Genomic DNA, 23512 nt, shown 5'->3' with positions numbered 1-23512 from the left:
ACCCGGCGGACCACCACGGCACGCCCGAACCGCGACGGGCACCGTCCGGACGGCGGGATCTCCACCGGGAGCGTGCCCGCGCGGGGCTAGGCTCGGTCTCCGTGACCTATCTCGCGGCTGAACAGCGCTACGACTCGATGACCTACCGGCGCAGCGGACGCAGCGGGCTGCGGCTGCCGGCCATCTCCCTGGGGCTGTGGCACAACTTCGGGCCGGACCGGCCGTTCGACCGGCAACGGGACATCGTCCGGCGCGCCTTCGACCTGGGTGTCACCCACTTCGACCTGGCCAACAACTACGGCCCGCCGCCCGGTGCCGCCGAGGAGAACTTCGGTCGGCTGCTCGCCACCGACCTGAAGCCGTACCGGGACGAGCTGATCATCTCCAGCAAGGCCGGCTACGACATGTGGCCCGGCCCGTACGGCGAGTGGGGTTCCCGCAAGTACCTGATCTCGTCGCTGGACCAGTCGCTGCGCCGGCTGGGCCTCGACTACGTGGACGTCTTCTACTCGCACCGGTTCGACCCGGACACCCCGCTGGAGGAGACGATGGGCGCGCTCGACGCCATCGTCCGCTCCGGCCGGGCCCTCTACGTGGGCATCTCCAACTACACCTCCGAGCAGACCACCCGGGCCGCCGCGATCCTGCGCGACCTCGGTACGCCGCTGCTGATCAACCAGCCGTCGTACTCGATGTTCAACCGGTGGACCGAGTCGGACGGGCTGCTCGACACGCTGGAGCAGGTCGGTGCGGGCTGCATCGCGTACAGCCCGCTCGCGCAGGGCCTGCTCACCGACCGTTACCTGGGCGGCATCCCCGACGACTCGCGGGTCCGCACCAGCGTCTTCCTGAACGAGAGCGACCTCAGCGCGGAGAAGATGGCCGCCATCCGGGCGCTCGGCGCGATCGCCGAGCGGCGCGGTCAGTCGCTGGCCCAGCTCGCGCTGGCCTGGGCGCTGCGCGACCCCCGGATGACCAGCCTGATCATCGGCGCGAGCAGCGTCGGGCAACTGGAGGGGAACGTCGCCGCGCTGGACAATCTCGAGTTCACCGCCGAGGAGCTCACCGAGATCGACGGCCACCTGGGCTGATCCTGGTCGGGCCGGGCGGGGCGGCGACCCGGGTCACCAGATGCGGCGGCGGCCGGCGCGGTGGTTGCGTACCCCGCAGGGCCGGCCGACCGGCGCGGTGCCGGCACGTCGCAGCCGCATCCCGACGACGGTCGCCAGCAGCACCGTGACCACCGTCGCGGCACCGGCCAGCAGCGGCCAGCGGACGCCGCCGAGGTCGGTCACCGCCGCCGCAGGCACCGCCTGGGGCGCGTCGGCGGGGACCGACCGGACGGCCAGGCCGGTGGCCTGCCCCGGCGGGCCGTCGGGGCGGCCGACGCCCGGGCCCGCGCACCGGCGGCGGCACCCCGGCGGGCCGGAAGACCACGTCCGAGCAGGAGTAGTAGGTGTCCTGGGTGTCCGAGTTCTGCCAGATGACATAGATCAGGTGCCGCCCGTCGCGCCCGTCGGCAGTCGCCCCGCCATCTGGTACGCGCCGTTCCGGATCGGCGGGTCGGTGGCCGTCAGGAACGGCTTCGACTCCAGATCGGACCAGGTCAACCGCCTGGTCGGGGCATAGGAGGCGGTGGTGACGTAGAGCCGGAACGTCCCCCTGTGCGGGATGGTCGTCCGGTAGCGGAAGGTGAATTTCGCCCCGGCGGTCACCTCGGTCGCCGGCCAGTCGGCGCGGGCCAGGTTCAGCCCCTGGTAGGCGGAGAGGCCACCGCCGCACAGCTCACCGTCGGGGATCCGCTCCCGGTCCCGCCCGTCGACCCGGGCGACCCGGATGTTGTCCCACTCGCGCACGGCGCGCCGGCCGCGATCGCGGCGCGGCAGGCGGGCGTGGTCGCCTGCCCGCCCTCCGGGCCGCAGGCCGCCGCCCGGCTCACCGGGTTGGTCGAGGCGCCGTGCGCGGCGGCCGGCACGCCACCCGGGAGCAGAACCACGGCAACGGCCGCGACGGCGACGAGCATTCGGCGTACGACCATGAGATGGACCTCCCGCGCAGAGGTACGGGCCGCAGCCGGCAAAGGTTCGACGCAGGAAGCGGGCGGTGGGCGGCGCACCGGGTTTCGGGGCGGCGGGTGGGCGGAGGCAGGCCCTACAGTGACGACACCCCGTGATCTAGGAGTGTGTCGTGTCCGAGCCGCCGTCGGCACCAGATAGTCCCCGGACCGCTGCGGCGGCCGGGACGGGGAGCGGTCCGGCCGCCGACTCCCCACCCCACCTGCTCGTCATGCCCGCCGTCGAGGGTGCCCCGCCCACCGTGGCATGGCCCGGACCGGAGGGGCAGCCCGCCTGGGCGATCCCGGTCAGCGTCCCGCCCGGCACCCGCGGTTATGCGATCTTCATCCCGCTGGTGCCGGTCACCGAGGGCAACGCGCCGTCCGCGCCGGTCGTCCCCGCGCAGTCGGCCCCCGGCACCCGGGGGGCCGCCGGCCCCGGAACAGCCGCCCCGGCGGCGCAGCCGCCAGCACGACGCCGGCCGGAACAGCTGCTGCTGCCGGCAACACCGGCCTGTCCCCGGCAGCACCGCCGGCACGAGCGAGGCCGGAACAGCTGCTCCCGCCGGCACCCGCCCGGGCACGATCGCCGGACCGGACACCGTCGTCGCGGCGTTGGCCGGACCGGACACGGAAGCCGGACGTACCGGAACCGGGCCCGCGGATGCCTCGGCCGGCACGCCGACGGACCCCACCCGGACCACGACGGACCATCCGGCACCGGTCGCGTCGGCAGCGTCGACGGGTACCACGCCCACACCGGCCGCCGCCGAGCCGACGCGGCCGGACGTGCGCCCACCGGACGTCACGCCGTCGCCGGGGAGGCCGGACCCTGCGTCGGCACCGTACCCCGGTCCTGTCGCGGCGCCCCCGCACCCGGGCCCGGCGTGGGGCGGCCACCCGCCGCAGCAGCCGCAACTGTGGGTACCGCGCCCGCCCAAGCCGCCCCGCACCTCGTTCCTCGGGGCGGCCTGGCCGGGCCCGAAGCCGGCCACCGGATGGGCCACCCCGGCCGCGGTCCTCGCCGGGGCGCTGGGCAGCGCGTTCTTCGTACCCCTGAGCCGGACCGGCATCGGCTGGTTCCTCGGCTGGCTGGCGCTGACCGTCGGCGTGCTCGTCGCGGTCCGGCGGCACACCGCCGACCTGCCCCGGGGGGAGCGCCTGGTCCGCGGCGGCTGGGCGGTGGCGGCGCTGGCGTTGCTGTCCGTGTTGGCGTTCCGCAACGCCTGGTGGCTGGTCACCTTCTGCGTCCTCGGCGCGCTCGGCTGCGCCACCCTGGCCATCGTGGGCGGCCGGCTGGTCCGGTCGATCCTGTTCAGCCTGGTGGCGACCCCGTTCGCCGCGTTCCGGGGCCTGCCCTGGGTACGCCGGCACGTCCGCGCCCCCGCCGACGGCGGCATGGTCGGGCGGGTGGTCGGGTCGGTGCTCGCCACCGTGGTGCTGCTGGTGGTCTTCGGCGCGCTGCTCTCCTCGGCCGACGCCGCCTTCTCGCAGGTGCTCGACGCGATCGTGCCGGAGATCAGCATCGGCGCGGTGTTCCGTGGCATCTTCCTGGCCGCGGTGGGCGGGCTGATCGCCGTCGCCGCCGTCTACACCCTGGTCGCTCCGCCCGACCTGTCCGACGTGGACCGGCCGAGCCGGCGCAGCCTGGGCCTGGTGGAGTGGGCGCCGCCCATCGCCGCGTTGAGCGCGCTCTTCGCCGGCTTCGTGGCGGTGCAGTTCACCGTGCTCTTCGGCGGGCAACGGCACGTGCTGAAGACGGCCGGTCTCAGCTACGCCGAGTACGCGCGTAGCGGCTTCTGGCAGCTGCTCTTCGTCACCCTGCTGACCCTGGCCGTGCTGGGCCTGGTCAGCCGCTGGGCCCGGCGGGAACGGCCGGCGGAACGGAACCTGCTGCGGGGCCTGCTCGGCCTGCTGAGCGTCCTCAGCGTGGTGATCGTGGTGTCCGCGCTGTCCCGGATGTACGCGTACCAGAAGGTCTACAGCTTCACCGGTGAGCGGATCTTCGTGATGGCGTTCGAGCTGCTGCTCGGCGCGGTCTTCCTGATGATCCTGGCGGCCGGCATCCGGTGGCGGGGGCGGTGGATCCCCGGCACCACGGTGGGGCTGGCCGTGGTGATGCTGCTCAGCCTGGCGGTGCTCAACCCCGAGGACTACGCCGCGCGACGCAACATCGTCCGGTACGAGCAGACCGGCAAGATCGACGCCTGGTACCTGCGGGCGCTCTCCGCCGACGCCACGCCGGCGCTGAGCGGGCTGCCCGATCCGGTCCGCCGCTGCACGTTGAGCTGGATCGCCAAGGATCTGCGGGAGTCCGACCCCTGGTACGCCTGGAACCTGGGCCGGTACCGGGCCCGGCAGACCCTCGACCGGCTGGGTCGGGGCGCAATCGGCGGCCCGAAGGACTGCCGCCGGGCCGACCAGTTCGACCTGCCCAAGACCCGCAGATGAGCCGTCCGGTGGGCCGGGGCGGCGTACGTCGCCCGGCCCACCGGTCAGGCCCCGTCCGCAGCCCTCACGGTCACCGTGGGTGGCGCTGACGCCGGGAAGATCCGGAGGGCGAGGATCGCGATGTCGTCGGCGGCCGGGCCGTGCTGGAACGCGTCGACCCCGGCGCGGACGTACGCGACCAACCCCTCCGGATCGTCGTGGAGCGCGCCACGCACCAGCTCCACCAGGCGTTCCTGACCGAAGAGCCCCGCCGGCCCGCGCGCCTCGATGACGCCGTCGGTGTACAGCAGCACGGTGTCCCCCGCCGCCAGGTGCACCGGCCGCTGCTCGACCCGCACCTCGGCGAAGGCTCCGATGAGCATCCCCGGCACGCTGACCACCTCGACGCTGCCGTCGGCACGGCGTACCAGCGCGGGCGGGTGCCCCCCGGAGGCGAGGTCCAGCTCCGCCCCATCGTCGTGCAGCCGCAACCGTCCGCAGGCCACGGTGAGGAACCGGTCGACGTCGGCGTCCTCCCACAGTCGGGTGTGCAGCCGGCGCAGCGCGGCAGCCGGCTCGGCCGCTGCGGCGGTGATCCGCAGGGTGTGCCGCGCGAGGCCGGTCACCGAGGCGGCGTCCACGCCCCGGCCGGCCACGTCACCGACCACCAGCACCCATTCGCGACCGGCGGAGCCGTCGACTGCGAAGACGTCATAGAAGTCGCCGCCGACCTCGGCCGCGTCACCGGTGACGTAGACGGCCGCCAACTCCGCGCCGGGCACCTCCGGCAACCGGGACGGCAGCAGGCTGCGTTGCAGGCGCAGGGCGGTGGCGTGCTCACGTTCGTACAGTTGGGCGCGGGCGAGCGCCTGACCGGCGAGGCCGGCCAGCGTCTCCAGGAGGTTCCGCTGGTCGGCGTCGAACGCCTGCTCCGTCCGGTACGCGAAGGTGAGCATGCCGGCAGCCGTCCCCCGGCCGCGCATCGGCATCATCGCCCAGGCGGTATGAGCCGTGCGCGCCTGTGTCTCGGCGAGCTGCGGATAGCGGTGGAGCATCGCACCCACGTCCGGGTGGAAGGCGGACCTGTCCGAGCGGTACGCCACCGCGATCGGATGGTCGGCGTCGCAGGGCAGGACGCGCCACTGCTCCGGGGGCTCATGCCCGGTGGGCGCGAAGCGCAGCCGCCGGCCCCGGTCGTCGAGCAGGGCCACGGATGCCACGTTGGCCCCGGCGGCGAGGGCACCCGCGGTACCGACGGCAATAGCGACCTCGGCGACGGACACCGCCTGGGACAGCGCTTCGGTGAATGCCTGCACCTGACGCGCCCGCTGTTCCTCCTGCCGCCGCCGGGTCACCTCGGTCACGAAGATCGCCACGGCAGCGGTCCGGCCCCCCGGCCCCGGTACGCCGAAGAAGCTGCTCGACCAGGTCCGCTCGCCCGTGGCGGTCTCCACGTCGCGGACCACCCCGGTCTCGGCGACCTCCCGCATCACCGGCTCGACCAGCGGCCCCAGCTCGGGCAGGAGGTCGGGCAGGCGGCGGCCGAGATGGTCGGCGACGGGCCGCCCGTTCCACTCGGCGAGGGTCGGATTGATCTTCAGGTAGCGCAGCTCGGTGTCGAGCAGGGCGACCCCGACCGGGGCGTTCTCGACCAGGGTGTCCAGCACGGTCAGGGTGGCCGCGCGCCCCGCGGTCAACTGTTCGACGTCGAGCGTCTCCTCGTCGGTGACCTCCTCGAAGACCGAGGCGATGCCGACCGGGCCGGTGGGCGACGCACCGACGACCGGGTAGTAGCTGCCCCGCCAGCGCCGCTGCCCCGGCCGCCCCGGCGTCGGACCGACGATGTCGTGGTTCAGCAGCGGCCGGCCGGTGTGCACCACCTCGCGCAGCTGGGCGACGAACGACTCGGGCAGGTCGGGCAGCACCTCCCGGAAGTGGCGACCGATGTGCTCGTCCGGGGTGCAGCCGTTGATCTCCGCAGCCCGCTGGTTGACCAGCATGAAACGCATGTCCCGGTCCAGCACACTGACCCCGACCGGCAGGTGCATCAGCACGGTCTCGAGCAGTGCCTGGTCGATGCCCTGGGCACCCGCCCCACGGGCCAGTTGCGCGACGGCCGACATGGTGGGCAACGGCACCGGGCCGTCGGGGGCGGGCTGGCGGGACCCGTGCCGCAGGCCGGTCACCCGAACCTGCTCGGCGGCGTGCTCGGCCAGCCGGACCACGGTCTCCAGCGCGCCCGGCGGCACACCGCGCCGGTAACCGATGCTGATCGCGCCGATCACCACCGGCTCGTGACCCGGGCGGGGTTGCCAGAGCGGAGCGGCGACCAGTCCTTCGACGTCGGCGGTCGGCACGCTGGCGGTCGCCGGGAAACGGATCAGCCGCTCGCGGAAGGACCCGGCCTCGACCAGCTCACCGGTCCGCGCCGACCGGGCGATCGCCACCGGTGCGCCCAGTGGGAACCGGGACCAGCTCTCCGCTACCTCGGGCACCATGCCGGCCTGCGAGACCAGGTCGAGCTGCTCGCCGGCCTCGTCGAGGAGGACCAGCACGACCACCTCGGCCGACGCCTGCCGCAGCACATCGGCGGGGAGCAGTCCGCCCGTCCCGTCCGTGGAGATTCGCCCGATCCGCCCTCGCACCCTGCTCCTTCGTCCTGCGGAGGCCGGCTGCCCCGGTAAGGACGGTACCGCTGGTGCAGGCGGCCGGCGACCCACAGAGAGGCCCACCCGTCGGCCACATCACAGCCGGGGAAGGACCGGTGGGCACGCGTACGTGCGGAACCGGAGCCGGACCGCCACGTGCCCGACACGCGCCGCCCTCGTCGTGGCGATCCCGCACCCCCGGCCCGCACCACCGGTCTGGGGCCGCCGCCTGCCGCCCGACGGCTCTCCGGCGAGCGGGCGGCACGTTTCTCGCGCCAGCCCGGTACGACGAAGGGCGCCCGTCATTTCTGACGAACGCCCTGTCTGAAGGGTGGAGCCGAGGGGACTCGAACCCCTGACCCCCACACTGCCAGTGTGGTGCGCTACCAGCTGCGCCACGGCCCCTTGCTGTCGCCCCCGGTCGCCCGGGCACGGAGAGAACTATACACACGCCCGCCGGCATGGTCATCTCGCGGGGGCCCCTGCGCCGGGTGGCTCAATTGAGGGCCACGTCCGGCGGGAAATGGGCGACGGCGGCCATCATGCCGCCCTGCCGGCGCAGCACCATCGGCCACAGATCGTCCGGCCGGTCGACGAAGGCGTCCCCGGGGAGCGCGTCCAGGACGAACCAGGAGCCCTCCTCGATCTCCCGCTCCAACTGCCCCGCGCCCCAGCCGGAATAGCCGGCGAAGACCCGGATCCCGCCGATGGCGTCCCGCAGCCGCTCCGGGTCGACCGAGAGGTCGATGGTGCCGACCGCGCCGGAGACCCGGTGGAAGCCCTTCACCGGCTTGATCGGGTGCCGCATCCGGGCCAGGCAGATGGCCGAGTCGGGCTGCACGGGACCGCCCTCGAAGAGGACCGCGGGATGGCGGGCCAGGTCGCTCCAGTCGCCCAGCACGTCGGCCACCGGCACCTCGGTGGCCCGGTTCAGCACCACCCCGAGCGCGCCGCCGGGCTCATGGGCGACCAGCAGCACGACCGTACGGTCGAAGTTGGGGTCCTTGAGCGTCGGGGTCGCGACCAGCAGCCGTCCGGTCATCGACTCCATGGCCCGACCACCGATCGCCTGTCCCTCCTGCATGTCGGACATTCGTCACCCGTGCACCGGGGCAGGGAACCCGACGCCGTGGGCCATCCGCGCTGTCAACGCCATGCCTGGCACCATAGCCTGCGCTCCGCACGGTGGCTAAGGTCTGACGGGCGGATGATCGAACAGGATCGAAGGAGAGCCCCATGCGTCCAACGGCCGAGTTGGCAGTGATCGGTGGATCGGGGCTCTACGCCCTGCTCGACGGCGCCACCGAACACCAGGTGGAGACGCCGTACGGGGCGCCGTCGGACGCGATCACCATCGCCGAGCTGGGTGGACGTCGGGTGGCCTTCCTGCCCCGGCACGGCCGGGACCACCGCTACCCGCCGCACCTGATCCCGTACCGGGCGAACCTGTGGGCGCTGCGCTCCCTGGGGGTGCGCCAGGTGCTCGCCCCGTGCGCGGTCGGTGGCCTGCGGCCCGAGCTGGGGCCGGGCACGTTCGTGGTGCCGGACCAGCTCATCGACCGGACCAGCGGGCGGGTCCAGACCTACTACGACCGGGGCGCGGTGCACGTCTCGTTCGCCGACCCGTACTGCCCGACCGGGCGTCGTACGCTGCTGGCCGCGGCGGCCGGCCGGGACGTGCCGGCGGTCGACGGCGGGACCGTGGTGGTGGTCGAGGGGCCACGCTTCTCCACCCGTGCCGAGTCGCGCTGGTTCACCGCGATCGGCGGGTCGGTGGTGAACATGACCGGTCACCCGGAGGCGGTGCTCGCCCGCGAGCTGGCCCTCTGCTACACGTCGATCGCGCTGGTCACCGACCTGGACGCGGGCGTCGAGAGCGGTGACGAGGTCACCCAGGAGGAGGTCTTCTCGGTCTTCGCCGAGAACACCGACCGGCTGCGCGGGGTGCTGCTGGACGCGGTGGGCGCGCTGCCGGCCGAGCGGGACTGCCCGTGCGGCGACGCGCTAGACGGGATCAAGCTGCCCTTCGACCTGCCGTAGGGGGTCGGGAACCGGGAAGCGAGGGGGTGACGACCCGGGAAGCGCCCGACAACCCGGCCGCCCGGCGATAGATTCGGCTGGTCGGGAGGCTGATCACCGAACCGTCTCCGGCACTGCGCGGGACGGGGGCGGTCGGTGATGGCAACGGTCCGGGAGACCACCTACGACCTGCTGCGTGACCTGGGCCTGACCACCGTCTTCGGCAACCCGGGCTCGACCGAGGAGCCCTTCCTCCAGGACTTCCCGGCCGACTTCCACTACGTGCACGCCCTGCAGGAGGCGTCGGCGGTGGCGATGGCCGACGGCTACGCCCAGGCCACCTGCCGGCCGGCGCACGTCAACCTGCACACCGCACCGGGCACCGGCAACGGCATGGGCAACCTGGTCACCGCCTGGCACAACCGCACCCCGCTGATCGTCACCGCCGGCCAGCAGACCCGGGAGATGCTGCTGCTCGAGCCCCGGCTGGCGAGCCGCCGGGCGGCGGAGCTGCCCCAGCCGTACGTGAAGTGGAGCCACGAGCCGACCCGCGCGCAGGACGTCCCGGCGGCCTTCCTGCGGGCGTACGCGACGGCGGTGCAGCCCCCGGCCGGGCCGGTCTTCCTCTCGCTCCCGATGGACGACTGGGACCGGCCCGCCGACCCGCCCCCGCAGCGGCGCACGGTGGCGACCCGGTTCGCCCCGGACCCGGACCGGCTGCGCGGGTTCGCCGACTGGCTGGCGGCGGCCCGGTCGCCGGTGCTGGTGTTCGGCGCGGCGGTGGACCGGGCGGACGCCTGGCCGGCCGCCGTGGCGCTGGCCGAGCGGCTGGCCGCCCCGGTCTGGGCGGCCCCGGCACCGGAGCGGGCCGTCTTCCCCGAGGACCACCCGCAGTTCCGGGGCGTCCTGCCGTACGCGATCGGGCCGCTCGCGGCGGCGCTGCGCGGCCACGACGTGGTGCTGGTGGTGGGTGCGCCGGTGTTCCGCTACTACCCGCACGTGCCGGGTGACCACCTGCCCGAGGGTGCGCGGCTGCTGCACGTCACCGACGACCCGGACGAGTCGGCGCGGGCGCCGGTCGGGGACAGCCTGCTCGGCGACGCCGGGCTGGCGCTGGCGGAGCTGGTGGCGCTGCTGCCGCCGACGGACCGGGCGGCGCCGCCGCCCCGCGCCGACCCGGAGCCGCCGGAGGCGACCGATCCGCCGAGCGCCGACGCGCTCTTCGCCGCCCTGGCGCGGCACTGGCCGGCGGACGGGGTGCTGGTGCAGGAGTCGCCGTCGAACCTGGCCGTGCTGCGCCGCCGGCTGCGGATCACCCGGCCGGGCTCGTACGTCACGATGGCCAGCGGCGGTCTGGGGTTCGGCCTGCCGGCGGCGGTGGGCATCGCGCTGGCCGAGCGGGACACCGGGCGCGGCCGGCCGGTGGTGGCGGTGATCGGTGACGGTTCGTTCCACTACTCGGTGCAGGCGCTCTGGACCGCCGCGCGGCTGCGGCTGCCGCTGCCCGTGCTGGTGCCGGTCAACCAGCAGTACGCGATCCTGAAGGCGTTCGCCGAGCTGAAGCACACTCCCGGCGTCCCCGCCCTGGACCTGCCGGGGCTGGACATCGCCGCGCTGGCGCACGGCTACGGCTGCGGGTCCACGGTGCTGGACGACCTGGACCGGCTGGGTGAGGTGCTGGGCGCGGCGCTCGCCGCGGACCGGCCGACGGTGCTGCCGGCACCGATCAGCACCGAGGTGCCCCGCATCCTCTAGTGACTCAGCTCGTCCGGGTGAGCAGGGGCGCGCCGGTGAGCACGTCGAGCACCGGGCGGGCGCCGAGGGGGGCCGTCAGCGTGACCGTGACCGGTTCGAGCTTGAGCTGGTCGGTGCAGACGCCCGTCGCGCGGGTCACGCCCCCGCCGACCACGACCACGTCGTCCCGCTCGGCGACCAGCGGGGTGGTGCCGGTGTCGCAGGCGCCGATCCCGAGCCGGTAGGTCAGCCGGGTGCCGTCCACCGGCGCCACCAGGTCCTGCGCGCCCACCACGCCGTCCGGCGCGGACCGCGGGGGTGCCGGCGGTTCGGGTACGGCGGTGACCGCGCTGGGCGCCACCGCGAGCCGGGCCACCGGTGCGGTCAGCTCCTCGACGGTGAACAGCCAGGCCGGCACCTCGGCCGTGCCGCGGCTGGTCCGTACCGCAGCGGTGCCGAGCCGCACGGCGGTGACGGTGAGCGGGATGCAGGCGTCCGTCGCCCGCGCCGGCGACCGGCCCCTCCGGGCCCGGTTCGACGGTCGGTCCGCCCACCTTCGGCCGGCCCGGTCCCCCGGCCGGTGCCTGCGGCCGCCCGTCGCACGGCGGCGGATCGCCCTGGTCGAGCTGGGCGTACGCCTCGGCGGCGCTGATCAGCGGCACGGTGAGCGTGCCGGCCGGGAACCGGACGGTGCCGTCGGCGGGGCGCGCGGCGGGAATGTCGATCTGGTCGCGGTACCAGCCGGCCCGGAACGCCGTCCCGGTCTCCGGGGTGAAGCCGGGGTCCCCGGTCAGCACGGTGGCGTCCTGGAGCGGGACGTACCCCGTGGTCCACCCGGCGTCGGGTCGCCAGTTCCCGGCCACTTCGGCGGCCCGCTGGTCGAACGCCGCGCGGCGGGGGTCGGGGTCGCCGCCGGCGGACCCGGCCGGTGCCGCGCCGGGCGAGGCGCAGCCGGCGGCGAGCAGGAGGGGCAGGCCCAGCAGGGCGACGATGCGACGCATACCCGGTTGGACGGGGTAGGCAGCGCCCCGGTTCCCGTCGGCGCGGTCAGGTCTCCCCGCCGAGGTCCGTCTGGTACGCCTCCCACAGCAGGTCGGCGCCGCGCTGCCGGTGCCGGTCGAGGGCCAGCAGCAGGTCCGCGACCCGGCTGCGCAGCTCACCGGCCGGTACGCCGGTGGCCCCGACGGCCCGCTGGAGGGCACCGATGGCGGTGGCGATGGCGGCGTGTTCGCGGGTCAGCAGGCGCACTCCCCGGTCCAGCCGCGGTGCCTGGCCGAGCAGTTCGGCATAGAGGCCGGCGGGCCCCTCGGTGAGCCGAACGTGGTCGGCGAAGCCCCGCTGGACGGGATCGAGTCGGACGATCACCCGTTCCCGCCAGCGGGGTTCGACCGCCGGCCCGGCGAGCACCCGCGCGAGCGCGTGCACGTCGCCGAGGAGGGTGGGCCGGGGTCGGCGCGCGAGGGGCGGTCGGCCCGTCGCGAGGACGGTGGACGGCTGCTGGATCGGACCGGTGACCATGGGCACCTCCCGCGCTGCACTTTCGCGTACAGCGATGGTGGCCCTGGTGCGCGGCGCTGTCCAGGGGCCCGCACCGCCTCATCTGCACCATCTGCCCCGAGAGCCCCACCCGACCCTAGAACCTCAGGGGATTCGCCGCCATGGCGCGGAGTTGACCGGCCAGCGCGTGCGCGTCGGCGTGCCGACCGTCGTCCGGCCGTCCGGCGGTGATCGCGTCGGCGAGGGCCCGCAGCTCGTACCCGGGCAGGGTGGCCAACCCCATGCCCTGCAACGGGATGGTGACCCGCCGGCCGTCGGCCGGGTCCCGGGCGACCAGCGTCGGCACCCGGGCCACCGCGTCGGATCCGGCCCGGTACGGCACCGCCCCGGCGCTCACGTCGGCGGTCGCCAGGTCGACGGTACGGGTCACCAGCGCACCCCGGACACGGGCGCGGGTGCCGTCCAGCCAGGCGGCGGTCCGCAGGATGCGCAGCAGCAGATAGAGCCCGAGCAGCACGAACGGGAGCCCGCAGAGCCCGACCAGCCCGGCCGCGCCCGGCCCCTGCCGGGGACCGTCCTGCAGTTCCGGCGGCAGCATCCCCGGCGGCAGGTCGCGGGCGTCCTCGTACGACGGGAACGGGTCGCTGGCCCCGGTGAGCCGGCGCAGCAGCGGGTCCGCCACCAACGGCAGCAGCACGAAGGCGGCACCGAAGGCGACCAGGAGCACGCCCGTCACCGCGGCGAAGGCACGCTGGCCCGGCCCGGCGCCGATCGACAGCCGCAGCTTCTCGTTGGTCACAGCCGGCAGCCTACGTCGCCGGGGCGACCGGGTACGCAGACGACTGTGCGCCCCGGTCCGGTGGACCGGGGCGCACAGTCAGGTGGTGGAGGTGCCGGGAATCGAACCCGGGTCCTTCGCCGGTTTGTCAGGGCTTCTCCGAGCGCAGCTCGCTGTGCCTCTACTCGGCCCCACCGCTCACGCGAGCAAGTTGGTGTGACGGGCCCAGTCGCTGATTGATCTCGCCGCACGGACCCCGCGACCGGGTCCGGTTGGCCAGCCTTCTAGCTGATGCCGGCTAACTGGGTCGAAGGCGCTCCCAGGCCGACAGACTCACTACTCGCCTCAGGCGGCGAGAGCGAAGTCAGCGCGATTGTTCTTGGCGCTTATTGGTTTCCGACGACCGATTCTCGAGACGACGTCGGCTTCCTCGGCTCGCTTCCCCTGTCGCTGCGTACGAAGTCGAAACCAGTCACCCCCTCGACGGCCACCCGTGTCGGTGGCACTGACAAGCGTAACGCCTGCCGCAACGGGTTTCATCCCGAGGCCCCGGTCGACCCGCCGAACGGGACAGAGCGGACAAATCAGTCGTCCATGCCCTTGCCGCGCCGGCCGGCGACCCGGGCGATCTCCCGGTCCGCGTCCCGCTTGGCCAGGTCCTGGCGCTTGTCGTACGACTTCTTGCCCTTGGCCAGGGCGATCTCCACCTTGGCCCAGCCGTCGGAGAAGTAGACCTGCAACGGCACCATGGTCAGGCCGCCCTCGCGGGTCTTGCCGATCAGCTTGTCGATCTCCATCCGGTTGAGCAGCAGCTTCCGGGTCCGCCGGGGCTCGTGGTTGGTCCAGGTGCCCTGGGTGTACTCCGGGATGTGCATGCCGTGCAGATAGAGCTCACCGTTGCGTTCCTGGGCGAACGCGTCGACCAGCGAGGCCCGCCCGGCCCGCAGCGACTTGACCTCGGTGCCGGTCAACGCCATGCCCGCCTCGTACGTGTCGAGGATGGCGTAGTCGTGGCGCGCCTTCTTGTTGGAGGCGACCACCTTGCGCCCCTTCTCCCGTGGCATCGGTGCCACCCCCTTTCCCCACTGATCCCCGCACCGGTCACCCGGCTGCGGGGGATCATGCTACCCGGGCTCCCCCGTCGGGCACGCCGGACCGTCGCCGGCACCGTCCGGAGAAGTCTCATACACAAGGGCCCTCCCGCGCCGTTTATTTCCGGCGTGGGAGGGCCCTCGGAGAGCCGCCCGGGGTGACTAGACCCGCAGGTAGAAGCGGAGCGTGGTCCAGGCGGTGGCTGCGCTGACCACCGCGCCGACCCCCGCCATCAGCGGGAACATCAGGAAGATGTCGGACCAGGAGATCGGGGTGATCAGGCCCTCCAGCGCCGACAGGGACCCGCCTGCGGCGAAGACCTTCCCGACCGACAGCGCGATCAACGCGAGGATCGAGCCGATCAGACCGGCGACCACCGCCTCCAGCACGAACGGTGCCTGGATGAACCAGTTGGAGGCGCCGACGAGCTTCATGACCGCGACCTCGCGCCGCTTGCTGTAGGCGGCCACCTGGATCGTGTTGGCCACCAGGAGCAGCGCGGCGACCGCCATGAAGATCGCCAGGGCCAGCGCGAAGGTCTGGATGCCGGTGAGGACGCCGAAGACCTTGTCCAGCAGCCGGCTCTGGTCGACGATCTCGTCGACGCCGGCCTCACCCTTGTACTGGTTGAAGATGTCCTTGTACTTCTCCGGGTCGTTCAGCTTGAGCCGCAACGACGGCGGGAGACTGTCTGCCTTGACCGCGCTGATCAGGTCCGGCGCGTCCTGGAACATCTCCTGGAAGCGCTTGTACGCCTCCTGCTTGTCGACGTAGTCGACCTCCTTGACCAGGGGGTCGCTCTTCAGCTTCGTCTCGAGGGCCTGCCGGTCGGCGTCACTGACATCGGTCTTGAGGAAGACCGAGACCTGGATGTTCTTGTAGTACAGGTCCTTCATGTCGTTGACCTTCTGGTACAGCAGACCACTGCCGCCCAGCATGAACAGGGACACCGCCATCGTGATGATCATGGCGATGGTCATCGTGACGTTGCGCCACAGTCCGACCAGTACCTCGGACAGGACGTATTTCACGCGCATCGGGAATTCCTCCGGCTCTCCGGCATGAGGTGTTCGTCGTCAGGGTCTACGGCGGCGCTCCGGGCTCAGCCGTACACGCCCCGGGCCTGGTCGCGCACGATGCGGCCGCTCTCGATCTCGACGACGCGGCGGCGCATCTGGTTCACGATGTTGGAGTCGTGCGTGACCATCACGACGGTCGTGCCGGTCCGGTTGATCCGGTCGAGCAGACGCATGATCTCGATCGAGGTGTCCGGGTCCAGGTTTCCGGTGGGCTCGTCCGCCAGCAGGATCAGCGGACGGTTGACGAACGCCCGGGCCACGGCGACCCGCTGCTGCTCACCACCGGAGAGCTCGTGCGGGTAGCGGTGCTCCTTGCCACCGAGCCCGACCAGCTCCAGCACCTCCGGCACGACCCGGCGGGCGACCGCCTTGGTCTTGCCGATCACCTCGAGGGCGAACGCCACGTTCTCGTACGCGGTGCGGTTCGGCAGCAGCCGGAAGTCCTGGAACACGCAGCCGATGGAACGCCGGAAGTGGGGTCGCTTCCAGGACCTCATCGACGTGACGTCCTTGCTGTTCACGATGACCCGCCCCTTGTTGGGGGTGACCTCGTGCAGCAACAGCTTGATGATCGTGGACTTGCCGGAGCCGGATGGACCGATGAAGAAGACGAACTCGCCCTTCTCGATCGAGACGGACACGTTGTCGAGCGAAGGCCGGGACGCCTTCGGGTACGTCTTCGTCACTTGCTCAAGCTGAATCACGGGTCGAGAGTCTACGCGGTGTAACTAGGGAGCCAAGCCCCACGCCCCCGCAGAGCGAGGCGCGTCATCTATTTAGTGCCTGACGTGGAGATCGATGACGCGCTCCGCCCCCGCATGATCACGCAGCGTCGCCGGCCATCTGCTGCTGCTTGCGCCACCGGATGCCGGCCTCGATGAAGCTGTCCAGGTCGCCGTCGAAGACCGCGGACGGATTGCCCGTCTCCTGCTCGGTACGCAGATCCTTCACCATCTGATAAGGGTGCAGCACGTACGAGCGCATCTGCTCGCCCCAGGAGCCCGAACCGTCGGACTTGAAGCCCTTCAGCTTCTCCTCCTCCTCCTGGCGCTTGCGCTCCAGCAGCCGGGCCTGGAGCACCCGCATCGCCGACGCCTTGTTCTGCAGCTGCGACTTCTCGTTCTGGCAGGTGACCACGATGCCGGTGGGGACGTGGGTCAGCCGCACCGCCGAGTCGGTGGTGTTGACGCTCTGCCCGCCCGGCCCGGAGGAGCGGTAGACGTCCACCCGGAGCTCGTTCTCCGGGATGTCGATGTGGTCGGTCTGCTCGACCACCGGCAGCACCTCGACGCCGGCAAAGCTGGTCTGCCGGCGGCCCTGGTTGTCGAACGGACTGATCCGGACCAGCCGGTGGGTCCCCGACTCCACGCTCAGCGTGCCGAAGGCGTACGGCACCTTGACCGCGAAGGTGGCGGACTTCAGGCCGGCCTCCTCCGCGTACGAGGTCTCGTAGACCTCGGTCGGGTAGCCGTGCCGCTCCGCCCAGCGCAGGTACATCCGCAGCAGCATCTCGGCGAAGTCCGCCGCGTCCACGCCACCGGCCTGGGCCCGGATGGCGACCAGCGCCTCCCGGGAGTCGTACTCGCCGGAGAGCAGGGTGCGGACCTCCAGCTCCTGGATGGCCTTGGTCAGCCCGGTGATCTCCGACTCGACCTCGGTGAGCACGCCCGGGTCGGACTCGGCCTCGGCCAGCTCCAGCAGCACGCCGGCGTCGTCCAGCCGGGCGCGGAGCGTGCCGAGCTTGCTGATCTCGCCGTTGACGTACGACAGCTGCGAGGTCACCGCCTGTGCCTTGGCCTGGTCGTCCCACAGGTCCGGCGCGGAGGCCTCCTGCTCCAGGCGGGCCTTCTGCTCGCGCAGCTTGTCCAGGTCGAGCACGGCCTCGATGTTGCGCAGGGTGGCGTCGAGTTCCTTGAGCTGTTCGGCGTAATCGGCAGCGGTCACGACAGACAAGGGTACTTGGCCCGGCGGAGTTCGTTCACCTCAGCCGCCCGACCCGCCGCAGGTGGCCTCAGCCGACCGGGGCGGTCTTGAGCCAGGACAGGGCGGCCCGATGGTAGGCGACGGCGAACTCCAGCGCGCTGGCGTCGTACGCGTCGCCCTCCTTCTTGGCGTTCTTCACCTGCTCCCGGACGGCGGCGAGCGCCTCGGTGTGGTACTCGTTCGCCGTGGTGTACAGGTTCTTCAGCTGGCTCGCCGAGTGCAGGTTGCCGAACGCGATCCGCAACGCGATCGGGTTGCGGATGGTGTCCCGGCCGGGGTTCTCGGCCAACCAGCGGGAGAAGGTCCGTTTTCCGGCCGCCGTGAGCGCGTACGGCTGACTCATCCGCGGCCCGGGCTTGCCCAGCCGCACGAGGCCCTTCTCCGCCAGCACCGGAAGCTCCCGGTAGACCTGACTGCGGGTCATCGACCAGTACGGCGACAGCCGCCGCTCAGCGGCGGCCATCAACTGGCCGCCTGTCATCGGTCCGTCGTGCAGCAGGCCGAGCAGGGCCGCCGCCGTCGGGTTGACTCCGGATTCCGCCATGCCCTCTAAGCTGCCACTTTGCCGACGCGGCGTCCAGGAAATGCCGTTTTCGACACCCAATGGGATTTCCTATGTGCACTGTCGGCCGACGACAGTCCGCCAGGGACCCCACCCGGGTGCAAGGAGGGGCCCCTTGTTAACAGGCGTGCGTTAACAAGGGGCCCCTCCTTACGCAGCGTCAGCCCATGTGCGGGTAGCCGTGGTCGGTCGGCGGGACGAAGGTCTCCTTGATCGTCCGCGGCGACATCCAGCGGACCAGGTTGTGCCAGGAGCCGGCCTTGTCGTTCGTGCCGCTGGCCCGGGCGCCGCCGAACGGCTGCTGCCCGACCACCGCGCCGGTCGGCTTGTCGTTGATGTAGAAGTTGCCGGCCGCGTACCGCATCTTCTCCGCCACCGCGTCGACCACCCGACGGTCCGTCGCGAAGATCGACCCGGTCAACGCGTACGGGGCGATCGACTCGGCCTGGGTGACCACGTCGTCGAAGCGGGCGTCGTCGAAGACGTGCACGCCCAGGATCGGCCCGAAGTACTCGGTGGTGAACGTCTCGTGCGCCAGGTCCGAGCACTCGAAGAGGGTCGGCCGGACGAAGTAGCCGACCGAGTCGTCGGCGGTGCCGCCGGCCAGGATCCGGCAGCTGTCGTCACCGGAGATCAGCTCCAGCGCGGCGGTGTGCCGGCCGAACGCCTTGTCGTCGATCACCGCGCCACCGAAGTTGGTGAAGTCGGTGACGTCGCCGTAGGTCAGCGAGTCGGCGGTGGCGGCCAGCCGGTCGCGCAGCCCACCCTCCCAGAGCGACCGCGGCACGTACGCCCGCGACGCGGCCGAGCACTTCTGGCCCTGGTACTCGTAGGCGCCCCGGATCAGCGCGGTGTGCAGCGCGTCCACGTCGGCGCTGGTGTGCGCGACCACGAAGTCCTTGCCACCGGTCTCGCCGACCAGCCGCGGGTAGCCCCGGTAGCCGGCGATGTTCTCGCCGACCGTCTTCCACAGGTGCTGGAAGACCTTGGTGGAGCCGGTGAAGTGGATGCCGGCCAGGTCCGGGTCGGCCAGCACGACGTCGGAGACCTCCTCGCCGCGCCCGGTGACCATGTTGATCACGCCCGGCGGCAGGCCGGCCGCCTCGAAGAGGCGCATGGTGAAGTGCGCGGCGAACTGCTGGGTGGGGCCCGGCTTCCAGACCACCGTGTTGCCGAGCAGGGCCGGCGCCGAGGGCAGGTTGCCGGCGATCGCGGTGAAGTTGAACGGGGTGACCGCGTAGACGAAGCCCTCGAGCGGCCGGTGGTCGAACCGGTTCCACACGCCCGGCGAGGACATCGGCTGCGCCTCCAGCAGCTGCCGGGCGAAGTGCACGTTGAACCGGAGGAAGTCGATGAACTCGCAGGCCGCGTCGATCTCCGCCTGCACGGCCGTCTTGGACTGGCCGAGCATGGTGGCCGCGTTGAGGGTGTCCCGCCAGGGACCGGCGAGCAGCTCGGCGGCGCGCAGGAAGATCGCGGCCCGCTCCTCGAACGGCAGCGCCCGCCACATCGGGGCGGCGTCCTTGGCGGCCTTGACTGCGGCGCGGGCGTCGTCGTGGGTGGCGTGGCCGGTGACCCCGAGGACGTGCGCGTGCTTGTGCGGCTGGACCACGTCGATCGACTCACCGCCGGCCATCCGCTGCTCGCCGGCGATGGTCATCGGCAGCTCGATCCGCTCGGCGGCCAGTTCGGCCAACCGCCGCTGGAGCCGCTCCCGGTCGGTGCTGCCCGGCTCGTAGGTGCGGACCGGCTCGTTGCGCGGCTCGGGTACGGAGAACACGGCGTCCATCACAGGCTCCTGTGCGATCTCGACAGCGGTGGCGAAACCGGACCCGCAGGGACCGACCGGACGGCCGGCCGCCGGACACCGCGCGGCGGACCGGTCGCGGCGGCGGGACCTGTCCCGATTCTTCCATGCGACAGCCCCGTCCCCACCCGGCCCCGGCCGCCCCGCCCGGCCGGCGCGGCCTGACCGGTACGCACCGGCACACAACGGACCAACGGCCGGGGGCCCACTTGACCGACGAACCCTCCCCCCGATGCCGCTCCGCTCCTACGATCCGTAACCCCGACGACGGCACCCTGGAGACCGCCCCGGCGCCCGTCGGCCCCGAGTCGCGACGTGCCGCGCCTTCCCGCCCGCTCGTCCCGGTGGCTACGAACCTGATGGCATTGATGAATCACCTCGGGCCCGGTCCGCCGCTGCCCCACCGCCAACGCCCGCCACGCCCCGTCCCGTGCCATGCTGTCCCGTCCCGTCCCGTCCCGTCCCGTCCCGGGGAGTCCACCGCCACTCGAGGCACCACGGTCCCGGGTCACCCCGTCGACGAAGGGGAACTCCTCCTCCACCACTCGGCCGCCATGGCCCGGCTGATTCATCTTCGTAATCAAGTTCGTAGGCGGCTGGAGGAGGCCCTGGCCGCGCGAGCACGGGACGCCGGTCCGGCCACACGAGCACGAATGCCAGTCCGGCCGCATGAGCACGGGACGCCGGGCCGGCCGGGCCGCAGCCAGCGAGTTGGGCCCGGACGGTCCGGGCCAGGTCGACCGGGGTAGGCCTAGGGTGTCGGGCCGGACCGACCGAATCCAGCCGGTCAACCGGTCCAGCCAGCGGAACTGAGCCATGCCGAACGACCGAGGGCAGCCGGCGGACCGGAGCCACGCCGCAGGACCAGGGCCAGCCTGCGGACCGGACCGCGCGGATGGCGCCACGGTTGCGAGGGCGGGCGGACGCGGCGGGCGGGGCGCGGGACCGGGGCCGGGCGGCGCGTACCCTGGATGGCCGGTGACCTGCCCGCCCCGCGCGCCGGTGGGGTCGGCGCCCGCGTCGAAGGGGAGACGATGAGCAACCAGCCCGGCAGCTCCACCGCCGCGGAGCCGGACCAGCCCGAGGCCCCGCCGGCCGTGCAGCCCGAGCAGGCCGGGCCGGTGGCGGAGGGCACCGGGGCGCCCGGGTACGCGCCCGGGGCCGCGCTGCTCGCCCTACTCTCCGTCGGCTGGCTCGCCGCGATGCTCTGGTCGACCCGGGCCGCCATCTCCTCGGCCGCCGCCGGGGTCACCGCGATCAGCCTCTCCGCGTACGCGCTGCCCGGCGTGATCTCCGCCGCGCTGGTCACCGGTGCCGCGGTCGCCCTGGCCGTCACCAACCTGCTCGCCCGGCGCCGCGCCGGGGCCACCCTCCGGTTCCTCGCCGCCGTCGGCACCGGCCTGCTGGTCGGCCTGGCCACGGCCGTCGCCATCAACCTGACGTACGCGGACAACGCGACCACCAACACCATCGCCGGCACCACGGCTGCCGCCGCGATCATCGGTGGCGCGGCTGCCGGGGCGCGTACCAGCCGGGTGGTGGGGGCGGTCGCGGCCGCCGCGCTGGCCGCGCTGATCTTCGTGGTGGCGTTCAGCCGGGCTCGGGACCCGCTCTCCGACCTCTTCGGCGCGGGCGACACCCAGGAGTCGGTGCTCACCGCCGCGAAGTGGGTGTCCCGCACCGAGTCCCTGCTCGCCGGGCTGGTCGCCGGGCTGGTCGCCTTCGGCTATCTGACCTGGGCCCGCCGCCGGGCCACCCGCCGGGAGCCGGCCACGCCGGCACTGCGCTGGCCGGCGTACCTGCTGGCGGGGGCCGGGCCGGGCCTGCTCCTGCTGCTCACCGAGGTGATCATCCGGGTCGGCGGGCGCGGCCTGCTGGACCTGGCCGCCGCACTCAGCGACGCGGACGCGGTCGCCCAGACGTCACTCGGGACCTCCCGGGTGGACAACGGCATCTGGGTGCTCTTCGTGGGCGCGCTCACCACGCTCGTCGCCTTCGGCCGGACGCTCGGCCCGCGCACCGACGACGAGCCGGAGCCGGTCGAGGAGACGGCCGCCCTCTGACCCACCGCCACGCGACGGAGCCGGCGGGACCGGGCGGACCGGATCAGGAGACCTGGCGGAGCAGCAGGTCCAGCTCGGAGGGGTCGTACCACTCCAGCTCGTGGTCCTCGGCACCGTCGACGGTGAACTGGGCGTCCGGGTCACCGGCCTGCGCCTCGACCACCACCTCCACCGCGGCGGTCACCTCGTCCACCGCCTCCGCGCCGTCGACGTGGATGGCGGCGACGGCGCGTACGGGCACCGGCTCGGCGAGCCCGACCAGGCTCGACCCGAGCTCCCCGTCGACCCGCCCGACGGCCCTGGCCGGCAGGTCCACCGAGACCACCACCCGACGCCTCGGCGCCGACGGGTCGGACCGGAGCAGCAGCAGCGCGTCCTGGGCGGCCCGGGTGAAGGCGACGTACTCCAGCTCCTCCTCGTCGCCCTCGGCGTACCACTCGCGCAGGCTCGGGGTGACCGCGTGCGCCTCGGCGGCGGTCAGCCCCTGCTCGCGCAGCCGCGCCAGCATCGGGACGGTCGCCGGCACGTACACCCGGACAAGCTCGTCGGTCACCGGTGTCTCCCCGCGCTCAGGCCGGACCGGCGGTCGCCGGTCCCGGGCGCCGATCATGCCGTACGCCGTCACCGTCATACACCTCGCACCGGCTCCGCCGGAAGTTCCGCGTCGGTGTGTCCCCCGCCCGGCACTCCCGCAGTGTCGGCCGCCGGTGGCAAACTGAAGCAAACGACGTCAACCCCGGGAGTACGCCGTGGAGCCCAGGTTCCTGCTCCTGTCCGACGTGGCCGCCGAGCTGAACGTGTCGGACTCGCAGGTCTACCACATGGTGCGCAGCGGTGAGCTGCCCGCCATCAAGATCGGCGGCCGGGGGCAGTGGCGCGTCGAGCGCGCCCGCCTGGAGGACTACATCCAGCAGAAGTACGCGGAGACCGCCGAGTGGGTGCGCGGCAACCCGCTCACCGACCGCGACACCGAGTGACCACCCGATCCCGTACCGCCATTGACGGTCGGCACTGTGATGCCCGAAACTGGATGCTGTCGGAGGCAAACGAAGGCAAACGCAAGGGATAGGGGTTGAGGATGGTCGACACCCGCCGCCCGCCGGCACCACGTCCCCCGGTCCGGCTGCGCCCCGCGCCCCCGATCGACCCGCCCTTCGTGGACGAGGACGACGCCTGGTTCCGGCCGACCGCCGACCAGCTCACCCTCGACCTGTTCGACTCTCGGCGACGCGATCCCGGCCGCCCGCTCGGGCGCGATCCCGGCCGGCCGGCCCGGCGCGAACCGGGTCGCGCGACCGGGAGCCACCCCGAGCTCCGCCCGGCACCGGCCGGGCCGGGCCGGCACCCGGCCGCCACGCCACCGCCGGCCGCCCGGGCCACCGCCACCCCGGAGGCGGCCCGGGCCGCCCACCGCTTCACCCGCACCTGCCTGGAGATCCTGAACGGCTACCGGCCGCCGGGGCAGCTCCGGCCGCTCACCGACCCGGGGAGCGTCACCGAGGTGGCCGCCGAGCTGGCCTGCGCGGCCCGCCGCGTCGGCCCGGTACGCCGCCGCGCCGGCCGCCCCAGCGTGCAGCTGCGCCGGCTGCGGGTCTGCGAACCCCGCACCGGTGCGGTGGAAGCCGCCGTGGTGGTCAGCACCACCGGCGGCACCAGCTGGGCGATGGCGCTCCGGCTCGAACATCGCCGCGGCAGCTGGCTCTGCACCACCCTCCAGGTCCTCTGACCACCTCGCTGGCAGACGCGGACGGGCCCCGGCCGGGTGGC

The 23512-nt window shown here is 73.1% G+C and carries 19 protein-coding genes, 1 tRNA gene, 1 other RNA gene and 2 pseudogenes; 7 read left to right on the top strand and 16 right to left on the bottom strand.

Going from position 1 to position 23512, the window contains the following annotated elements; translation table 11 throughout:
* Nucleotides 1-101 precede the first annotated feature (101 nt).
* Nucleotides 102-1091 carry an L-glyceraldehyde 3-phosphate reductase gene (gene mgrA, locus MRQ36_RS18295; protein ID WP_242797106.1) on the top strand — a complete coding sequence of 330 codons (990 nt, stop codon included), beginning with the start codon at nt 102-104 and terminating at the stop codon, nt 1089-1091.
* A 33-nt stretch (nt 1092-1124) separates the two neighbouring features.
* Here mgrA and MRQ36_RS33975 read toward each other — a convergent pair whose 3' ends face one another.
* Together MRQ36_RS33975 and MRQ36_RS33970 are read right to left on the bottom strand one after the other, a co-directional pair.
* A complete protein-coding gene (locus tag MRQ36_RS33975) occupies nt 1125-1295 on the bottom strand; it encodes a hypothetical protein (RefSeq protein ID WP_242801540.1) in 171 nt (56 codons plus the stop codon).
* A 199-nt stretch (nt 1296-1494) separates the two neighbouring features.
* Nucleotides 1495-1856: pseudogene (locus tag MRQ36_RS33970) on the bottom strand (lytic polysaccharide monooxygenase); the annotation flags it as partial.
* 986 nt (nt 1857-2842) lie between these two features.
* Between MRQ36_RS33970 and MRQ36_RS33965 the strand changes: the two are divergent.
* Nucleotides 2843-4504, top strand: coding sequence for a DUF4153 domain-containing protein (locus tag MRQ36_RS33965; protein WP_242797104.1), 1662 nt, complete (start codon nt 2843-2845; stop codon nt 4502-4504).
* A 44-nt stretch (nt 4505-4548) separates the two neighbouring features.
* Here MRQ36_RS33965 and MRQ36_RS18275 read toward each other — a convergent pair whose 3' ends face one another.
* The 3 genes from MRQ36_RS18275 to MRQ36_RS18265 form a co-directional block, all read right to left on the bottom strand.
* Nucleotides 4549-7128: a SpoIIE family protein phosphatase gene (locus MRQ36_RS18275; protein WP_242797102.1), complete on the bottom strand. Its 2580-nt coding sequence runs from the start codon at nt 7126-7128 to the stop codon at nt 4549-4551.
* Nucleotides 7129-7463: 335 nt separating this feature from the next.
* A tRNA-Ala gene (locus tag MRQ36_RS18270) sits at nt 7464-7536 on the bottom strand.
* Nucleotides 7537-7627: 91 nt separating this feature from the next.
* On the bottom strand, nt 7628-8224 hold the full coding sequence (locus MRQ36_RS18265; protein WP_374250380.1) for a YqgE/AlgH family protein: 597 nt from the start codon (nt 8222-8224) through the stop codon (nt 7628-7630).
* A gap of 143 nt (nt 8225-8367) precedes the next feature.
* Here MRQ36_RS18265 and MRQ36_RS18260 point away from each other — a divergent pair, with 143 nt between their 5' ends.
* Both MRQ36_RS18260 and mdlC read left to right on the top strand, forming a co-directional pair.
* On the top strand, nt 8368-9171 hold the full coding sequence (locus MRQ36_RS18260; RefSeq protein ID WP_242797100.1) for an S-methyl-5'-thioadenosine phosphorylase: 804 nt from the start codon (nt 8368-8370) through the stop codon (nt 9169-9171).
* A gap of 138 nt (nt 9172-9309) precedes the next feature.
* Nucleotides 9310-10905, top strand: coding sequence for a benzoylformate decarboxylase (gene mdlC, locus MRQ36_RS18255; protein WP_242797098.1), 1596 nt, complete (start codon nt 9310-9312; stop codon nt 10903-10905).
* Between the two features lie 4 nt (nt 10906-10909).
* Here mdlC and MRQ36_RS33960 read toward each other — a convergent pair.
* The 10 genes and pseudogenes from MRQ36_RS33960 to pruA form a co-directional block, all read right to left on the bottom strand.
* A pseudogene (locus MRQ36_RS33960) lies at nt 10910-11885 on the bottom strand (hypothetical protein).
* Between the two features lie 46 nt (nt 11886-11931).
* Entirely contained in the window at nt 11932-12402 is a 471-nt protein-coding gene (locus tag MRQ36_RS18245) for a hypothetical protein (protein WP_242797094.1), read from the bottom strand.
* A 115-nt stretch (nt 12403-12517) separates the two neighbouring features.
* Nucleotides 12518-13180, bottom strand: a complete 663-nt coding sequence (locus MRQ36_RS18240; RefSeq protein WP_242797092.1) for a hypothetical protein — start codon at nt 13178-13180, stop codon at nt 12518-12520.
* An 83-nt stretch (nt 13181-13263) separates the two neighbouring features.
* Nucleotides 13264-13639: a transfer-messenger RNA gene (gene ssrA / locus MRQ36_RS18235) on the bottom strand.
* A 104-nt stretch (nt 13640-13743) separates the two neighbouring features.
* Nucleotides 13744-14223 (bottom strand): SsrA-binding protein SmpB, encoded by a 480-nt coding sequence (smpB, locus tag MRQ36_RS18230; RefSeq protein ID WP_242797090.1) that lies wholly within the window; start codon nt 14221-14223, stop codon nt 13744-13746.
* 189 nt (nt 14224-14412) lie between these two features.
* Complete coding sequence (gene ftsX / locus MRQ36_RS18225) at nt 14413-15288, bottom strand: permease-like cell division protein FtsX (protein WP_242797089.1); 876 nt, start codon at nt 15286-15288, stop codon at nt 14413-14415.
* Nucleotides 15289-15353: 65 nt separating this feature from the next.
* On the bottom strand, nt 15354-16034 hold the full coding sequence (gene ftsE, locus MRQ36_RS18220; RefSeq protein ID WP_043962078.1) for a cell division ATP-binding protein FtsE: 681 nt from the start codon (nt 16032-16034) through the stop codon (nt 15354-15356).
* 118 nt (nt 16035-16152) lie between these two features.
* On the bottom strand, nt 16153-17274 hold the full coding sequence (gene prfB, locus MRQ36_RS18215; protein ID WP_242797087.1) for a peptide chain release factor 2: 1122 nt from the start codon (nt 17272-17274) through the stop codon (nt 16153-16155).
* A gap of 67 nt (nt 17275-17341) precedes the next feature.
* Nucleotides 17342-17857 carry a PadR family transcriptional regulator gene (locus MRQ36_RS18210; RefSeq protein WP_242797084.1) on the bottom strand — a complete coding sequence of 172 codons (516 nt, stop codon included), beginning with the start codon at nt 17855-17857 and terminating at the stop codon, nt 17342-17344.
* Between the two features lie 178 nt (nt 17858-18035).
* On the bottom strand, nt 18036-19664 hold the full coding sequence (pruA, locus tag MRQ36_RS18205) for an L-glutamate gamma-semialdehyde dehydrogenase (RefSeq protein ID WP_242797082.1): 1629 nt from the start codon (nt 19662-19664) through the stop codon (nt 18036-18038).
* A 1052-nt stretch (nt 19665-20716) separates the two neighbouring features.
* Here pruA and MRQ36_RS18200 point away from each other — a divergent pair.
* Nucleotides 20717-21745 carry a hypothetical protein gene (locus tag MRQ36_RS18200; RefSeq protein WP_242797081.1) on the top strand — a complete coding sequence of 343 codons (1029 nt, stop codon included), beginning with the start codon at nt 20717-20719 and terminating at the stop codon, nt 21743-21745.
* Nucleotides 21746-21788: 43 nt separating this feature from the next.
* On the opposite strand, the gene MRQ36_RS18195 is transcribed toward MRQ36_RS18200, so the two are convergent.
* A complete protein-coding gene (locus MRQ36_RS18195) occupies nt 21789-22298 on the bottom strand; it encodes a hypothetical protein (protein WP_242797079.1) in 510 nt (169 codons plus the stop codon).
* A gap of 196 nt (nt 22299-22494) precedes the next feature.
* On the opposite strand from MRQ36_RS18195, the gene MRQ36_RS18190 reads away from it, so the two are divergent.
* Together MRQ36_RS18190 and MRQ36_RS18185 are read left to right on the top strand one after the other, a co-directional pair.
* A complete protein-coding gene (locus tag MRQ36_RS18190) occupies nt 22495-22722 on the top strand; it encodes an AlpA family transcriptional regulator (RefSeq protein WP_242797077.1) in 228 nt (75 codons plus the stop codon).
* A 101-nt stretch (nt 22723-22823) separates the two neighbouring features.
* Complete coding sequence (locus tag MRQ36_RS18185) at nt 22824-23471, top strand: Rv3235 family protein (protein ID WP_242801206.1); 648 nt, start codon at nt 22824-22826, stop codon at nt 23469-23471.
* Nucleotides 23472-23512 lie beyond the last annotated feature (41 nt).

The sequence above is a fragment of the Micromonospora sp. R77 genome (genome assembly GCF_022747945.1).
In the GTDB taxonomy this organism is placed as follows: Bacteria; Actinomycetota; Actinomycetes; order Mycobacteriales; family Micromonosporaceae; genus Micromonospora.
Note: the sequence above shows the minus strand (reverse complement) of the source record. Positions and strands in the feature narration are given on the sequence as shown.

What these genes read in the sequence shown, in the direction of transcription:
- MRQ36_RS18210 (WP_242797084.1), bottom strand. Translation starts at nt 17,857, where the DNA reads ATGGCGGAATCCGGAGTCAACCCGACGGCGGCGGCCCTGCTCGGCCTG.
- mdlC (WP_242797098.1), top strand. Translation starts at nt 9,310, where the DNA reads ATGGCAACGGTCCGGGAGACCACCTACGACCTGCTGCGTGACCTGGGC.
- pruA (WP_242797082.1), bottom strand. Translation starts at nt 19,664, where the DNA reads ATGGACGCCGTGTTCTCCGTACCCGAGCCGCGCAACGAGCCGGTCCGC.
- MRQ36_RS18265 (WP_374250380.1), bottom strand. Translation starts at nt 8,224, where the DNA reads ATGTCCGACATGCAGGAGGGACAGGCGATCGGTGGTCGGGCCATGGAG.
- MRQ36_RS18245 (WP_242797094.1), bottom strand. Translation starts at nt 12,402, where the DNA reads ATGGTCACCGGTCCGATCCAGCAGCCGTCCACCGTCCTCGCGACGGGC.
- smpB (WP_242797090.1), bottom strand. Translation starts at nt 14,223, where the DNA reads ATGCCACGGGAGAAGGGGCGCAAGGTGGTCGCCTCCAACAAGAAGGCG.
- MRQ36_RS18200 (WP_242797081.1), top strand. Translation starts at nt 20,717, where the DNA reads ATGAGCAACCAGCCCGGCAGCTCCACCGCCGCGGAGCCGGACCAGCCC.
- MRQ36_RS18260 (WP_242797100.1), top strand. Translation starts at nt 8,368, where the DNA reads ATGCGTCCAACGGCCGAGTTGGCAGTGATCGGTGGATCGGGGCTCTAC.
- MRQ36_RS18185 (WP_242801206.1), top strand. Translation starts at nt 22,824, where the DNA reads ATGGTCGACACCCGCCGCCCGCCGGCACCACGTCCCCCGGTCCGGCTG.
- ftsX (WP_242797089.1), bottom strand. Translation starts at nt 15,288, where the DNA reads ATGCGCGTGAAATACGTCCTGTCCGAGGTACTGGTCGGACTGTGGCGC.